The organism is Exiguobacterium sp. s138 (genome assembly GCF_018618775.1).
In the GTDB taxonomy this organism is placed as follows: domain Bacteria; phylum Bacillota; class Bacilli; order Exiguobacteriales; family Exiguobacteriaceae; genus Exiguobacterium_A; species Exiguobacterium_A artemiae.
This window is the reverse complement of the sequence record NZ_JACSMW010000004.1, coordinates 1-12,274: the sequence shown is the minus strand read 5'-3', so window position 1 is coordinate 12,274 and position 12,274 is coordinate 1. Positions and strand designations below refer to the sequence as shown.

At 47.9% G+C, this 12,274-nt stretch carries 16 protein-coding genes and 10 tRNA genes; 23 read left to right on the top strand and 3 right to left on the bottom strand.

Going from position 1 to position 12,274, the window contains the following annotated elements; all coding sequences use genetic code 11:
• The first annotated feature begins 46 nt into the window (after positions 1–46).
• The gene (locus KNP91_RS10195) at positions 47–376 is read left to right on the top strand and encodes a hypothetical protein (protein ID WP_114596592.1); all 330 of its coding nucleotides are present in this window, start codon (positions 47–49) and stop codon (positions 374–376) included.
• 26 nt (positions 377–402) lie between these two features.
• Here KNP91_RS10195 and KNP91_RS10190 read toward each other — a convergent pair whose 3' ends face one another.
• Positions 403–1,854 (bottom strand): nicotinate phosphoribosyltransferase, encoded by a 1,452-nt coding sequence (locus tag KNP91_RS10190; RefSeq protein WP_214766527.1) that lies wholly within the window; start codon positions 1,852–1,854, stop codon positions 403–405.
• 16 nt (positions 1,855–1,870) lie between these two features.
• A complete protein-coding gene (locus KNP91_RS10185; protein ID WP_214766529.1) occupies positions 1,871–2,404 on the bottom strand; it encodes a cysteine hydrolase family protein in 534 nt (177 codons plus the stop codon).
• Positions 2,405–2,568: 164 nt separating this feature from the next.
• Between KNP91_RS10185 and KNP91_RS10180 the strand changes: the two genes are divergently transcribed.
• Genes KNP91_RS10180 through KNP91_RS10170 form a run of 3 tightly spaced genes read left to right on the top strand, consistent with a single transcriptional unit; the run spans position 2,569 to position 3,625 of the window.
• Positions 2,569–2,844: a 4a-hydroxytetrahydrobiopterin dehydratase gene (locus tag KNP91_RS10180; RefSeq protein WP_026827240.1), complete on the top strand. Its 276-nt coding sequence runs from the start codon at positions 2,569–2,571 to the stop codon at positions 2,842–2,844.
• Positions 2,834–3,328: a hypothetical protein gene (locus KNP91_RS10175; protein WP_012371675.1), complete on the top strand. Its 495-nt coding sequence runs from the start codon at positions 2,834–2,836 to the stop codon at positions 3,326–3,328. The genes KNP91_RS10180 and KNP91_RS10175 overlap by 11 nt, the downstream gene beginning before the upstream one ends.
• Positions 3,329–3,361: 33 nt before the next feature.
• Positions 3,362–3,625 carry a hypothetical protein gene (locus KNP91_RS10170; protein ID WP_012371674.1) on the top strand — a complete coding sequence of 88 codons (264 nt, stop codon included), beginning with the start codon at positions 3,362–3,364 and terminating at the stop codon, positions 3,623–3,625.
• Positions 3,626–3,688: 63 nt separating this feature from the next.
• On the opposite strand, the gene KNP91_RS10165 is transcribed toward KNP91_RS10170, so the two are convergent.
• Positions 3,689–4,435, bottom strand: a complete 747-nt coding sequence (locus tag KNP91_RS10165; protein WP_214766531.1) for a rhomboid family intramembrane serine protease — start codon at positions 4,433–4,435, stop codon at positions 3,689–3,691.
• Positions 4,436–4,503: 68 nt separating this feature from the next.
• Here KNP91_RS10165 and acpS point away from each other — a divergent pair, with 68 nt between their 5' ends.
• The 19 genes from acpS (at position 4,504) to KNP91_RS10070 (ending at position 12,126) form a co-directional block, all read left to right on the top strand.
• Positions 4,504–4,890 carry a holo-ACP synthase gene (gene acpS / locus KNP91_RS10160; protein ID WP_012371672.1) on the top strand — a complete coding sequence of 129 codons (387 nt, stop codon included), beginning with the start codon at positions 4,504–4,506 and terminating at the stop codon, positions 4,888–4,890.
• On the top strand, positions 4,862–5,935 hold the full coding sequence (alr, locus tag KNP91_RS10155; RefSeq protein WP_214766533.1) for an alanine racemase: 1,074 nt from the start codon (positions 4,862–4,864) through the stop codon (positions 5,933–5,935). The genes acpS and alr overlap by 29 nt, the downstream gene beginning before the upstream one ends.
• Before the next feature lie 140 nt (positions 5,936–6,075).
• Entirely contained in the window at positions 6,076–6,300 is a 225-nt protein-coding gene (locus tag KNP91_RS10150) for a hypothetical protein (RefSeq protein ID WP_012371670.1), read from the top strand.
• A gap of 3 nt (positions 6,301–6,303) precedes the next feature.
• Positions 6,304–6,654, top strand: coding sequence for a type II toxin-antitoxin system PemK/MazF family toxin (locus KNP91_RS10145; RefSeq protein WP_014971520.1), 351 nt, complete (start codon positions 6,304–6,306; stop codon positions 6,652–6,654).
• Between the two features lie 189 nt (positions 6,655–6,843).
• Complete coding sequence (locus KNP91_RS10140) at positions 6,844–7,170, top strand: STAS domain-containing protein (RefSeq protein ID WP_012371668.1); 327 nt, start codon at positions 6,844–6,846, stop codon at positions 7,168–7,170.
• Positions 7,167–7,649: an anti-sigma B factor RsbW gene (gene rsbW / locus KNP91_RS10135; protein WP_012371667.1), complete on the top strand. Its 483-nt coding sequence runs from the start codon at positions 7,167–7,169 to the stop codon at positions 7,647–7,649. The genes KNP91_RS10140 and rsbW overlap by 4 nt, the downstream gene beginning before the upstream one ends.
• Positions 7,615–8,412: an RNA polymerase sigma factor SigB gene (gene sigB, locus KNP91_RS10130; protein WP_012371666.1), complete on the top strand. Its 798-nt coding sequence runs from the start codon at positions 7,615–7,617 to the stop codon at positions 8,410–8,412. Before rsbW ends, sigB begins: the two co-directional genes overlap by 35 nt.
• 68 nt (positions 8,413–8,480) lie before the next feature.
• Positions 8,481–10,601 (top strand): Tex family protein, encoded by a 2,121-nt coding sequence (locus KNP91_RS10125; protein ID WP_214849990.1) that lies wholly within the window; start codon positions 8,481–8,483, stop codon positions 10,599–10,601.
• On the top strand, positions 10,598–11,038 hold the full coding sequence (locus tag KNP91_RS10120; RefSeq protein WP_214766539.1) for a SprT family protein: 441 nt from the start codon (positions 10,598–10,600) through the stop codon (positions 11,036–11,038). The genes KNP91_RS10125 and KNP91_RS10120 overlap by 4 nt, the downstream gene beginning before the upstream one ends.
• Positions 11,039–11,187: 149 nt before the next feature.
• A tRNA-Asn gene (locus tag KNP91_RS10115) sits at positions 11,188–11,262 on the top strand.
• A gap of 8 nt (positions 11,263–11,270) precedes the next feature.
• Positions 11,271–11,362, top strand: a tRNA-Ser gene (locus KNP91_RS10110).
• Between the two features lie 48 nt (positions 11,363–11,410).
• Positions 11,411–11,485 (top strand) — tRNA-Glu (locus tag KNP91_RS10105).
• 4 nt (positions 11,486–11,489) lie between these two features.
• A tRNA-Val gene (locus KNP91_RS10100) sits at positions 11,490–11,565 on the top strand.
• Between the two features lie 34 nt (positions 11,566–11,599).
• Positions 11,600–11,675 (top strand) — tRNA-Asp (locus tag KNP91_RS10095).
• Between the two features lie 4 nt (positions 11,676–11,679).
• Positions 11,680–11,751, top strand: a tRNA-Gln gene (locus tag KNP91_RS10090).
• A 6-nt stretch (positions 11,752–11,757) separates the two neighbouring features.
• Positions 11,758–11,833, top strand: a tRNA-Lys gene (locus KNP91_RS10085).
• Between the two features lie 30 nt (positions 11,834–11,863).
• Positions 11,864–11,949 (top strand) — tRNA-Leu (locus KNP91_RS10080).
• 4 nt (positions 11,950–11,953) lie between these two features.
• A tRNA-Arg gene (locus KNP91_RS10075) sits at positions 11,954–12,030 on the top strand.
• A 19-nt stretch (positions 12,031–12,049) separates the two neighbouring features.
• Positions 12,050–12,126: transfer RNA gene (locus tag KNP91_RS10070), tRNA-Ile, on the top strand.
• The last annotated feature ends 148 nt before the right edge of the window (positions 12,127–12,274 follow it).

The window sequence follows — 12,274 nt, the reverse complement described above, 5'->3', positions numbered from 1 at the left end:
TATGTTTAAATGGAAGTAGAAATTAGAAACAGGAGGACCGTTCATTATGCCGCAAGCACTGATAGGAGTATTAGGAATCATTGGCATCATCTTACTTGCCCATTACATCATCTCGTATTGGCATGCTGAACCAACAGACCGTCCGACACTTGCTTATCGTATAGCGCTCCTGATTGCCTGTTTGCTTCTCATCAGTGGAAGCGACCACTTAATCAGTATTTTTTATGCGGATTCCTTGGCAGAGTTCGGTCAACGGATTACGTATATCGTTTTCATCGGAGGTGCGCTTGGTTTCGCTTGGTACTTTCGTCAACAAATGGAACAAGCGGCAATCCAAATGACAGTTACACCAAATGAAACAGCCCACTTCAGCTGAAGTAGGCTGTTTTTATGTTCACTTGTTTATTTGAGACCGCTTGCTGTCCGTGTGTCGCGAATCATATCCAGTTTCAGTTTCCAGAGACGGTCGCTGAAGGTGATGGCATAGACTTCCGGCAGACGAAGGCGTTTGTATTCTTCCCATAGACGACCGATCTGCTGTTCATGGAAATGGCGGCTTTCCTCGATGGTCGGGACCGTGTATACAAGTTCTCCATCAACAAAAATCGGCGTCAGCAACCGTTCGACGTTAAAGTTTTCGATCCGGTTGCGGAATGACGGATCACGGACGTCGATTAGATCGATTGCCTCCAGATCAGTCGGATCTTCATCGAGTAACGTTACGTAATCGCCTTTGAACTTATTCGTGACGCGGTCGACAATCCGGTACACTTCTTTGATGTGTGGTGTCGTCGTCTTCGCTTTTGAGGAAGAGACTTTGATGACCGGAATGAGTTCGCCGTCGACTTCACGTGCGACCAGCTTATAGACCATACCGAGTGCAGGTTGTTCGTATGCTGTGATACCGCGTGTTCCTACGAGGAACGTATTCGCCTGTGCCCCTTGAATCCGTAAGTCTTGAATGACGTATTCGTCGAGATCACCGGATAAGACGATGTCGACATCCGGGAAACCGGCTTCATCGAGCATTGTCCGTGCCCGTTTCGATAAGTAGGATAAATCGCCGGAATCAATCCGGATACCGCGCAATTTATGTCCTTTTGCTTCAAGTTCCTTTGCGACGGTGATCGCGTTCGGCAAACCGCTTTTCAGCGTGTCATACGTATCGACGAGTAATGTCGCTTGATCCGGATAGTAGGCGGCAAACGTCCGGAACGCTGTTAATTCATCATCATGGAATTGGATGTCGGCATGCTCCATCGTTCCACCGCACGGAATACCGAAGTCTCGTCCGGCAGAAGCAAGGCTCGTGACATCAAAACCGGCTAAGTACGACGCGCGGGTTCCGAAGTAAGCAGCATCGATGCCTTGGGCACGACGCGCACCGGCTTCGAGGAATTTTGCTCCCGGTGCCGATTGACGAATCCGCGCATATTTCGTAGCAATCAAGGATTCATGATTGGCGATATTCAAAATCGCGGTCTGCAGTAGTTTGGCTTCGAAAATCCGGGCTTCGATCCGCACGAGCGGTTCGTTCGGGAAAACGATTTCGCCTTCTTTGACACTTGAGATGGAACCGGAAAATTTAAAGTTTCGCAATTCATCTTTGAACTCGTCCGGGAAATCAATCATTTTTTGGAGATACGTGATGTCTTCTTCCGTAAAACGAAGGGTCTGGACGTATTCGATGATATTTTCAAGTCCGGCGAATACGACATAGCCGCCTTCGAACGGGTTTGAACGGTAATAGACATCAAAGACAGCCCGTTCATTGTGCCGTCCTTCTTTCCAATAAATATACATCCACCGCGGCAGATAAAGGTCAGTATGAAGTGCAAGATTACGTTGTAACATAAAGACAGATCCCTTCTTATTCGCCGACGACATCTGCGCCGATCGATTGTTTGAAATGTGTAAGTGCCCAGTCGTGACCAACCGCATTGAAACTTGCGACGGCGTCGGCATGGACGACGATTTTATATCCCAGATTGTAGGCATCGACTGCTGTATGCAGGACACAGATGTCCGTGCAGACTCCGACGAGATGGACTTCCTGAATCGAACGTTCGCGTAACCGTAAATCAAGATCCGTCCCGGCAAAAGCACTGTAACGTGTTTTATCGATGACATGATCTGCGACACGTGCCATTTCGGCTACTTGTCCAAAAAGATCCCGGCCGTGCGTGCCCCGGATGTTGTGGGGTGGGAAGAGGACGGTTTCCGGATGGAACGTGTCTCCTTCTTCATGGATATCGTTTGCGATGACGACGTAATCCTCAGATGAGAACTCATCCATCAGTGAAGCGATGCGTCCTTCAATGGCCTGTCCTGGTTTTCCGCACGTCAACTTTCCTTCATCGGCTACAAAATCAACCGTATAGTCAATCACGATTAGCGCACGCATGAGCGTCTGCCCCTTTCTTTTTTGAGAGATAGTGTTCTCCTTCACATTGTACTCTATCTGTGCCGGAAGACAAAAGGAAGAAATCCATCCGCTGGAGGTATAAGAAACCGGAAAAGTAGGGTATAAGGTATAGGACGAAAATAATGGTGGAGGAGGAAAATGGCATGAAAAGGTTGAATGAGTACGAAGTGGAAGAACGTCTAGAAGGATTGGCAGAATGGCGTGTCGTCGATGACGAAATCGTCCGTGTCTATACACTGGATTCATTCCCGGCAGCACTTGATTTTGTACAGGAGGTTGGTTCGATAGCGGAACATCTCAACCATCATCCGAGAATCATCATTGACTATAAGAACGTTACGCTTGCTGCGACGACCCACGATTCAGGCGGTCTGACTAGCAAAGACTTCGAACTCGCGGAGGCCTGTGATGCCATCTAAACTTTCCATAACATTCGGTAGCGGCAGTTTTGTTGATCAAATTCGATCTCGTGATCCTCAGATCCGGGCGGCAAGTGGAAGCGGGGAAGCTCTTTTATTTATCGAAACAGAAGGGAAGTCACCGTTCCAAAGCGGCAACACGTATACGTTGCTCGAAACACGGGGTAATTTTGATGAACAAGGCAGTCTATTTTATTGGTCGATTCCGGCAGATCAGAACAGCGGTGATCTATTTGTTCATCATGTCATGTCGGATCCGAAAGTACTGGGAGCCGAATACGACAGTTTCCAGGCCGTCCGGATTGCCCGTGTCGAGCGGGGGACGGATCTGGTCCTGTTAATTCAGTTCAACAATGACGGGGATGCTTCGCGTTATGCGAAATCAGTTGAACGACTGACCGTCGACCAGTATGCTGAAGAGGCAGGGAAGTCGTTTTCGCCTTCCCCGGTCATGAAACGGTATCAGCTTTTGCAACCGCTGTAATCAACAGTTAAATTAGTCTAGGGGGAAAAACAGATGAAAAAGAATTACTTTTTAGCAGCAACGCTTGGTGGAGCGCTTGTAGGTGCCACTTTATCAATGCTTCATAAAGATACACGTCAATCGCAACTGGCTGCGTTCAAACGCACATTTGGCGGAGCAGGGACACAAATTTCAGCCGTCAAACAGGATCCGAAAGGCCGTTTTGAAGAACTTCGTGCCTTATATACAGATAACCAGGAAACGATCCATAACTTGATCGATGATATTAAAGATCTTGCGGAATCATTACGTAAATAAGCCATCATAAAAAGGAGCCCGTCTGAATTTTTAAGTTCAGCGGGCTCCTTTTTGGATTGTGTTTCAAATGAACCGGGCCAGCAGGCCAAACACGGCGAAGGCGACGATGACATAAAAGATGATCCGTCCGAGTTGTCCGGAACCGCTCGTATGAATGATGCGACCACCTGATGCAGGACGTCTTCCGGTATTGAACGGACGTGTAAACGGCACTGTTCCTTTTCCGAAGATGAAGCCGGCAAGGAACCCGAGCACGAAACCGTATAAGTGACCAAAGACAGAGACGTTCGAACCGAGTAAGGTGAAGATGGCTGTGATGGCACTGAAGATATACACGAGACGCGCGTCATCAGCTGAAATGACAGTCCGTTTAAAACGACCGAGATAGACGTAAAAACCAAGCAGTCCTAAAATGGCGCCCGAAGCCCCGGCTTGACCGTAAAACGGTTCATTGATTTTCGTAAAATACGTCAAGACGTTGGCGAGCGTTCCGACTAAAAGATAGAAGGAAGCAAACTTCGCGTGACCGATCATCCGCTCCAAGGCAGGTGCGAAAATGATTAGGGCAAACGTGTTGAAGGCGATATGCCAAAAATCATAATGCAGGAATGTCGCGGTTACGACACGCCACCATTCCCCGTTCCCGATGAACAAGTTGATGGCTGCCCCGTAATTGAGCGGCGAAAAGCCAAAGTTGAAAAAGGCGTTTAACTGTTCGATGACAAACAGGGCAACTTGGATTAAAATGAACAACGAAACGACCGGATAAGAACGTGTGAACGTTTGTAAGTTTTCCGTTCGACTAAACATGACAACACCTCGCTTCATCTTCATTCTATATGAAGATGGCGAAGAATAGAACTGTGGAGGCGTCAGGAATGATTTTCGGAATAGGACTCGATCTCGTAGAACTGGAACAAATCCGACAGACGCTCGAGCGTCAGCCGCGAATCGTTAAACGGGTGTTAACGGCAGAAGAACAGAATCGTTTTTACACCTTGTCTGATAAGCGGCAACTTGAGTATCTCGCAGGAAGGTTCGCGGCAAAGGAAGCGTTTGTCAAAGCATTCGGGACCGGCATCGGTGCCGACGTATCCTGGCTTGATCTCGAAGTGTTGAACGAAGCATCGGGACGACCGGTCATGACCGGTCCGTTTGAAGGGACGATTCACCTTTCCATTACCCATTCCGACCATTATGCGGCTGCACAAGTCTTATTAGAAAAGAGGAGTTCAGATGTATCGACCAACTTGGATAGAAATTGACCGCGAAGCCATCGCGCACAATGTACGGGAAATCAAGGCCCGAATCGGTCATCAAACGATGATGGCCGTCGTGAAGGCGGACGGATACGGACATGGTGCCGTGACGGTCGCGGAAATCGCGTTGGCGAACGGGGCGGATTTACTGGCTGTCGCCCTGCTAGAAGAAGCAATCGAATTACGGGAAGCCGGGATTCAGGCACCGATTTTAATGCTCGAAACGCTTTTGCCGGAACATGCACCGATCGCCTCGAACTATGACGTCGCCGTGCCTGTTTTTTCAGCCGGCTGGTTGCGGGAAGCAAAACAGCATTTAACGGATGTCGATCATTTACGGCTCCACATCAAGGTCGACAGCGGGATGGGCCGTCTTGGACTGCAGACACCGGAAGAGTTGGACGCCGTCTTACAAGAGTTGGATTCGGATGTCATGGAACTCGAAGGGATCTATACGCATTTCGCGACAGCCGACGAATTGAACAGCCGGTTGTTTGACGAGCAACAGACCGTTTTCCTGCGTTTCGTCGAACGCGTGCCGAATATTCGATACATCCATGCGGCCAACTCAGCGGGCGCCATCCGTTTGATCGGTCAGGATCCTTTTAATGTTGTCCGGATCGGGATTGCCTTATACGGGGCGATGCCGTCAGACGAAATGATTCCATATTACGAATTCTTACGACCGGCGTTCACGCTGAAGAGTCGTCTGATGCAGGTCAAGCAGGTTGAACCCGGTCAAACGATCAGTTACGGTGCGACCTACACGGCGCCGACAGATGAGTGGATCGGAACGGTGCCGATCGGATACGCGGACGGCTGGTCCCGCAAGTTCCAGGGGTATTCATTACTTGTCGACGGTTATCCGTGTGAAATCGTCGGTCGGGTCTGTATGGACCGGTTGATGATCCGCTTGCCGCGCAATTACCCGGTTGGAACAGAAGTCACGTTGATTGGACAAGGTGTCCCGATTGATGAAGCAGCGCACTGGCTCGGGACGATCAACTATGAGGTATTGTGTCAGTTCTCAAAACGGGTCCCGCGCATCTAGTTTTTTAAAAGACATCAATATGATGGTAAAAAAATGTTATTTGTTTGAATTTTGATTGTATTTTCTGAATTTGACTGATATATTGAAGTAGAAAGTGAGTCGTTCGTTAAGGTTTCAGTGAATCTGGAGGTGCCATTATCTTGGTCCAACAACGGGAAAAGCAATTTGTTGAGCGAAATGTAGCGAAGGAGACGATTGGGATGAAGTCGAACCATACGACCGAAGAACGCAAGCGTCAGCTACGTGAGGAATTGAAACGTGGTTACGAAGAAATGGCAGCGATCAATTTATCCATCGTTGGCGAAATGTTCCAGATTGAAACGGAGGCGGAGTTCTCGCTCCTACGTCAAGTAAGCGGGGTGTAAGCTTTGATAGTCAAACGTGGCGACGTGTTTTATGCAAATTTGTCACCTGTGGTCGGATCGGAACAAGGAGGCGTTCGTCCTGTCCTTGTCCTACAAAATGATATTGGTAACCGATTCAGCCCAACTGTAATCGTGGCTGCGATCACGGCACAGATCGACAAAGCCAAACTACCGACCCATGTGGAAGTATATCGAGAGCGACACGGATTAGAACGTGATTCGGTCATCCTACTTGAGCAGGTCCGTACAATCGATAAACGCCGTCTGACGGATAAAGTTACGCATCTAGATCCGGACACGATGATGAAAGTAAATAGTGCCGTCGCGATCAGCTTAGGGTTGATTGATTTTTAGGCACTTACATAGATCAGAGAGAAGAGTCGATACATCTGTATGCGACTTTTTTTGAACATTTTTTTAAAAAGTGGTTTAAGAATTAGCAAATCCGGGAATTATTTCAGAGTGAACTTTTTTTATTATGAGATAACAGAGATAGAGATAGAAAAAACACATAGCAGATTTTCCTTGAGGAGGAACTTGAAGATGGATTTAACAATTAAAACAGAACAATTAGATGGTCAGACGCATCTCTATATCGCAGGAGAGATTGATACGTATACAGCACCAAAACTTCGCCAGGAACTTGTGCCGGCAGTCGAAACAAATGACGTTGTCGTGCACCTGGATGAAATTCACTATATGGATTCAACAGGCCTTGGTGTATTTGTCGGGGCGCTTAAAGCATCAAAGAAAAACGGCACATCATTTACACTTGTCGGCGTTTCTGAACGCATCCGCCGTTTGTTTGAAATCACAGGTCTTTCAAGCATCATTACAATCGATAGTGGTGTACGAGGTGGGACACAATGAAGAACGAACAACTTGAAATGACACTTCCGGCAAAACCGGAATATGTTGCAATTGCTCGATTGACAGTTTCGGGTGTCGCGAATCGGATGGGTTACACGTACGACGATATCGAAGACATCAAAATTGCGGTCTCTGAAGCATGTGCGAATGCAGTTCAACATGCATATGAAGGAGAACAGGACGGATCAATGGCTTTAACGTGTAACGTCTATCCGGACGATCGTCTTGAAATCATTGTCAAAGACAATGGTGTGACTTTCGATAAAGACAGCGTGAAGCGTCAAAGTGAACCAATTACGGAATCTCATGATTTAGACTCTCTGCACGAGGGGGGACTAGGGATCTTAATGATCGAAGCACTCATGGATCAAGTCACGATCGAGAAAGCAAACGGCGTCACTGTCCATATGACAAAATATATGAATAGAGATGAGGTGGGTCAAAGTGCCAGCAAAGTCTCAACAACGCCATCACAGTGATGATGAAGTCCTTCGTCTAATTGACCTGTATCAACAAGATGATCAAGATGAAGAAGTTCATGCTGCTTTACTTGCTCGGTATTCCGACCTCGTTGAGGCGCTTGCCCGTAAGTTCTCACGTGGCCGTCCGATTCATGATGACCTCGTTCAAGTCGGGATGATTGGTTTGCTTGCCGCTCTTCGTCGTTTTGATAAAGAGTTCGGCCGGAGTTTTGAATCCTTTGCCGTTCCGACCATCATCGGTGAAATCAAACGTTTTATCCGTGATAAGACATGGAGCGTTCACGTCCCGCGTCGAATCAAGGAACTCGGACCGAAAATCAAGAAAGCCGTCGAAGAACTGACGACAGAACTGCAACGTTCACCGCGTATCGATGAAATTGCCGCTCGGTTGGAAGTATCGGAAGAGGAAGTTCTTGAAACCCTTGAGATGGGTAAAAGTTATCAGGCTTTATCTGTTGATAGTTCAATTGAAGCCGATCAGGAAGGCAGTACGGTCACACTACTGGATCTCGTTGGTAACCAGGAAAACGGATATGATTCAGTGGATCAAAAGCTGATTCTTGAAAAAGCATTTGCTGTTTTGACTGACCGCGAACGTTCGATTTTAGAATGTGCGTACTACCGGAACATGAGTCAAAAGGAAACAGGAGAACTTCTTGGTATTTCGCAAATGCATGTGTCGCGTCTTCAGCGCCGTGCGTTGCAAAAATTACGAGAAGCAATCAAAGTAGAACCGAACGAAGTATTTTCAAAAGACTGATGCGAAAGCATCGGTCTTTTTTTTGTGTCCTGCTAATTCTTCGGTATAATGAAACAGAGGTGAGGAAAATGGAGAAGAGAATCGCAACAGAATTGAACATCAGACCGGCGCAAGTCAAGGCTGTCTTACAATTGACGGAGGACGGGGGAACGATTCCGTTCATCGCGAGATACCGTAAAGAGCAAACCGGAGAACTCGATGAGGTCGAAATCAAAGCGATCCTCGACCGCCATAAAAGCATCACACAACTGGAATCAAAACGAGAAGATGTTTTGCGGAAAATCGAAGAACAAGGTGTCTTGACGCCTGACTTGAAACAAAGCTTGAATGAAGCAACGACGTTACAGCAAATCGAAGACCTGTACTTACCGTTTCGTCCTAAACGGAGAACAAAAGCCGAGATTGCCCGAGAAGCAGGATTGACACCATTCGCCAACTTTTTGCGGTCACCGAAATCATACGATGAACAACAATTTCATCAGTATGTCGCGGCACATGGCGAAGGAGAAGCGGTAGCCGGAGCACAAGCCATCATTGCCGAAGAGTGGGGCGAACAGGCGAGTGTCCGCGAACATATTCGAAAGACGGCTTACCGGTTTGCGGATATCGTCACGAAACTAAAAAAAGACGCAGTCGATGAAAAACGTGTCTTTGCCCAGTATTACGAGTACAGTGAACGGATCCGTCAAATCGTGCCACACCGGATTTTGGCGATCAATCGTGCTGAGGCGTTAAAAATCGTTTCCGTCAAAATCGCCCTCGATGAACAACATGTATTACCGTACTTGTTACGGCCGTTTAGCCGATTGCCGGAGCAAAAACGCAAGTTGGTCGAGGAAGCTGTTCAAACGGGATATAAAAAATCGGTTTTCCCGGCAATTGAACGGGAACTTCGGAACGAGTTGACCGACAAAGCGGAAAATCAGGCGATTGAAGTGTTCGGAAAAAACTTGCGGCAACTCTACATGCAACCGCCGATAAAAGGGAAAGTCATGCTGGGTCTTGATCCTGCCTACCGGACGGGATGTAAGTGGGCCGTGATTGATCCGACGGGGGAAATGAAGGAAGTCGGCGTCGTGTATCTGACGATGTCGGAACAAAAAGCGCAAGAAGCACGTCAAGTCTTAACGAAACTGGTAAAACGGTACGGAATTGAATTGATTGCGATTGGAAACGGGACGGCTTCCCGTGAGACGGAATCCTTTGTCGCAGACTGGATCAAAGAGTGTGATCAAATTGCCTTTACGATTGTGGATGAGGCAGGAGCAAGTATCTATTCGGCGTCGGAAATTGCCCGCACTGAGTTTCCGGACTTACAAGTCGAGCAACGGTCCGCCATCTCAATCGCCCGGCGTCTGCAGGATCCGTTGGCGGAACTTGTCAAAGTGGATCCGCAATCCGTTGGGGTCGGACAGTACCAACATGATGTCACACAGGCGAAGTTAAAAGAGACGCTCGATTTCGTCGTCGAGACGGTTGTAAACCAGGTCGGTGTCGACGTCAACACAGCTTCGGAATCATTACTCGGTTACGTCGCCGGGATTACGAAAGCAACGGCTAAAAAGATTGTGGAACGTCGCTCGGAACTCGGGGCCTTTGAATCCCGGAAAGAATTGTTGAAAGTTCCGCGTTTAGGAGCAAAAGCATATGAACAGGCGGCCGGTTTCTTACGCATTCCGGAAGGTAGTCATCCGCTTGACCGGACACCGATTCACCCGGAACAATATAAAACCGTGGAATCCTTGTTTAAGCAACTGGATTTGCCGTTGCAGAGCGTTGGAACGGACAGTTTACGGACTCGACTCGGAGAGTTATCCGTACCGGACACTGCTCGATTGCTCGAAGTCGGTGAACCGACACTACGGGATATCATTGAAGCATTACAACGCCCGGAACGTGATCCGCGGGAAGCACTCGATAAGCCGTTGCTGCGCCAGGATGTGTTATCCCTTGATATGATCCAAGTCGGGATGGAATTCCAGGGGACGGTCCGAAATGTGCTCGATTTCGGTGCCTTCGTGGATATCGGTGTGAAAGAAAGCGGTCTTGTTCATATTTCAAAACTCAGTAAAAAACGGGTCAAACATCCGCTTGATGTCATTGCCGTCGGCGATATCGTGACCGTTTGGGTGACAAGTGTCGAGCCGGAGCGCGGACGGATCGGTCTGACGATGGTCAGTCCGTCATGACGAACGAAGAGTTGCAGCAATACGTCGAGCAACTCTCGCTCGACGTGTTTGCTTTACCGTTTAAACATATTGCACTTTTTAACGATCGCTTACGGACGACAGGGGGCCGTTATTTTCTGACCGATCATCATCTGGATTTCAATCGGAGTCATTTGGGAGACCTTGATACCTTCCGTGGAATCGTCATTCATGAACTGTGCCACTATCATTTACATCTGCGTGGAATGGGGCACCGGCATCAAGATCAGGATTTTAAAGAGTGGCTACAACGATACGGGGGGCTGCGTTACAGTCCGCGCCTAGAAGAAGTAGAAAAAAAGAATCATCTTTACGAGTGTGAGAAATGCGGGACATTATATAGAAGGAAAAGAAAGATGAATCCGGAGCGATACCGTTGCGGAAGATGTCGTGGAAAGATTTTTTACAAAAGTAGTTGACGTTCATTTCGGAGCATGATAAATTATAGAAGTCGTCAAAACGACAGCAACTAAACAACTTCTCGTCACTAAAAACTTTTTTAAAAAAGCATTGACGAAGAGAAATAAAGTTGCTAATATAGAAAAGTGTTCTGAAACGAACGTCACGTTCCGCAATAGCTCAGTGGTAGAGCAACCGGCTGTTAACCGGTAGGTCGTAGGTTCAAATCCTACTTGCGGAGCCATTATCTTTGGAGATGTACCCAAGTGGCTATAAGGGGCGCCCCTGCTAAGGGTGTAGGCCGGGAAACTGGTGCGAGGGTTCGAATCCCTCCATCTCCGCCAGACCTCTTATGTGAATTTGTTACTTGAGAATAATTATTGTTTTAAAATGGCCCGTTGGTCAAGCGGTTAAGACACCGCCCTTTCACGGCGGTATCACGGGTTCGATTCCCGTACGGGTCACCATTTTGGAGGATTAGCTCAGCTGGGAGAGCATCTGCCTTACAAGCAGAGGGTCGGCGGTTCGATCCCGTCATCCTCCACCATTTTTAATTTCATACTTAAGTTTCACAAAAATGTGGTCCTGTGGTGTAGCGGTTAACATGCCTGCCTGTCACGCAGGAGATCGCGGGTTCGAATCCCGTCAGGACCGCCATTTTTGGGCTGTGGCCAAGTGGTAAGGCACTGGATTTTGATTCCAGCATGCGAAGGTTCGATCCCTTCCAGCCCAGTTTTTCGTGTCATTAGCTCAGTTGGTAGAGCATCTGACTTTTAATCAGAGGGTCGCAGGTTCGAATCCTGCATGACACACCATTTTATTTTTTGATTCCTAATTTTATATTTGCGGTCGTGGCGGAATGGTAGACGCGCTAGGTTGAGGGCCTAGTGGTGGCAACACTGTGGAGGTTCAAGTCCTCTCGACCGCACCATATCGCACCCTTAGCTCAGCTGGATAGAGTACTTGACTACGAATCAAGGGGTCGGGAGTTCGAATCTCTCAGGGTGCACCATATTTTGTTTGCTTTTGACGGGCCTATAGCTCAGCTGGTTAGAGCGCACGCCTGATAAGCGTGAGGTCGGTGGTTCGAGTCCACTTAGGCCCACCATTTTCAAAACAAACGATGACGAACTTTGAAAACTGAACGATGAGGCAAAAAACGTATCCTCGGATACAAACAATGAATGAAGCGCAAGCTTCGTCAACGTGACTCCGGTCACAAAAACGAGCAAGTCAAACACTTTATGGAGAGTTTG

Bases quoted from the DNA above. Each gene is read 5' to 3' on its own strand.
- KNP91_RS10195 (WP_114596592.1), top strand. From the start codon at position 47: ATGCCGCAAGCACTGATAGGAGTATTAGGAATCATTGGCATCATCTTA.
- KNP91_RS10190 (WP_214766527.1), bottom strand. From the start codon at position 1,854: ATGTTACAACGTAATCTTGCACTTCATACTGACCTTTATCTGCCGCGG.
- KNP91_RS10185 (WP_214766529.1), bottom strand. From the start codon at position 2,404: ATGCGTGCGCTAATCGTGATTGACTATACGGTTGATTTTGTAGCCGAT.
- KNP91_RS10180 (WP_026827240.1), top strand. From the start codon at position 2,569: ATGAAAAGGTTGAATGAGTACGAAGTGGAAGAACGTCTAGAAGGATTG.
- KNP91_RS10175 (WP_012371675.1), top strand. From the start codon at position 2,834: ATGCCATCTAAACTTTCCATAACATTCGGTAGCGGCAGTTTTGTTGAT.
- KNP91_RS10170 (WP_012371674.1), top strand. From the start codon at position 3,362: ATGAAAAAGAATTACTTTTTAGCAGCAACGCTTGGTGGAGCGCTTGTA.
- KNP91_RS10165 (WP_214766531.1), bottom strand. From the start codon at position 4,435: ATGTTTAGTCGAACGGAAAACTTACAAACGTTCACACGTTCTTATCCG.
- acpS (WP_012371672.1), top strand. From the start codon at position 4,504: ATGATTTTCGGAATAGGACTCGATCTCGTAGAACTGGAACAAATCCGA.
- alr (WP_214766533.1), top strand. From the start codon at position 4,862: ATGTATCGACCAACTTGGATAGAAATTGACCGCGAAGCCATCGCGCAC.
- KNP91_RS10140 (WP_012371668.1), top strand. From the start codon at position 6,844: ATGGATTTAACAATTAAAACAGAACAATTAGATGGTCAGACGCATCTC.
- rsbW (WP_012371667.1), top strand. From the start codon at position 7,167: ATGAAGAACGAACAACTTGAAATGACACTTCCGGCAAAACCGGAATAT.
- KNP91_RS10125 (WP_214849990.1), top strand. From the start codon at position 8,481: ATGGAGAAGAGAATCGCAACAGAATTGAACATCAGACCGGCGCAAGTC.
- KNP91_RS10120 (WP_214766539.1), top strand. From the start codon at position 10,598: ATGACGAACGAAGAGTTGCAGCAATACGTCGAGCAACTCTCGCTCGAC.